Source organism: Winogradskyella sp. SM1960 (genome assembly GCF_020179375.1).
GTDB lineage: Bacteria > Bacteroidota > Bacteroidia > Flavobacteriales > Flavobacteriaceae > Winogradskyella > Winogradskyella marina.
In genome coordinates, this window is sequence record NZ_JAICBG010000039.1 from 1 (window position 1) to 1,113 (window position 1,113).

The 1,113-nt window shown below is 29.8% G+C and carries 2 protein-coding genes; both read left to right on the forward strand.

Annotation, left to right across the window (positions count from 1 at the left end; translation table 11 throughout):
• The first annotated feature begins 86 nt into the window (after positions 1 to 86).
• The gene (locus tag K1X16_RS17870) at positions 87 to 467 is read left to right on the forward strand and encodes a hypothetical protein (protein WP_225037429.1); all 381 of its coding nucleotides are present in this window, start codon (positions 87 to 89) and stop codon (positions 465 to 467) included.
• 14 nt (positions 468 to 481) lie between these two features.
• Entirely contained in the window at positions 482 to 898 is a 417-nt protein-coding gene (locus tag K1X16_RS17875) for a hypothetical protein (protein ID WP_225037430.1), read from the forward strand.
• Positions 899 to 1,113: the final 215 nt, after the last annotated feature.

Sequence of the window (1,113 nt, forward strand, 5' to 3'; positions counted from 1 at the left end):
CTTCTAAACGGCTAAAAAAAATCTTTTGAACGTCTAAATAATAACTAAAAAGAGTCAACCTATTTCAGTATAATACAAAAACCGAAATGAAAGAATCAAAAAGACTGAATTTTTTAAAATCTTATCTCAAATTATATAGTGTTGAGAGAATTGAATTGACTAACGAAACGTTAGATTCAATAAGCGGAATTGCAATTTATGATGAAAACGACTTAGAAGAACGACAGGAATTTATTTGGCATAAATCTGAAAAGGAAATTCCTTCACCTGAATTGAATATTCTGATTGAAAAAATTGTGGCGGAAAAATGGCATAACGGAGATAAAATAACAAAAGATATTTCCGAAATGGAATTTATCGAATTTGACAATCAAACAAAAGATAGAATCGAATTTGAACTTTTTGAAATTAATGTAAAAATGGTCGATAACGGAGAAGAAACGGATTCTTATTTTGTGCATTACTGATTAAAAAAATGGATATGATTAAGAAAATATCATTGATTGGAATTGTTTTGCTTTTGGCAGGCTGTTTCTCAACAGAAACAAAAAATGCTGAAAAAGCTTATAAGTATTGGTCTGGAAACGAACCACCAAAAGAAATTGAATTATTAAAAGGAGAATATTATCAATCACCTCATTTTACACTCGAATATGAACTTTTTCTTAAATTCAAATCGGACAAAAAATGGTTTGACCAATTTGTTGAATATAATGGACTTGAAATTGACACAATAGGAAACGAATGGAAAAGTTGGACTAAATTACCTGAATGGTTTAAAACTGACCAAAACTATCTGATTTATGCAAAAGACCAAACAGACGAATTTGAACGTTCAAGATATTTAAGAAATCCTAAAACTGGAATTAGTTATATTTATGAAACTGTGGGAATGTAAAAATAAAAAACTACCCACAACACCGTGTATAATTCATTGCTAATTATAGCTTACTTACGAAAGTCCTTGCGGACTTTCTATCTGTGATTTATTTGCTAACTTTAGTGCTTAAACACGCAACGAAATCATACACAAACACGTTGTGTGCAATTGCAGATTTTCTTCGGTCAATATTTACAAGGTGTACGGAAAAATAGCTAAGGACGTTTTATTTT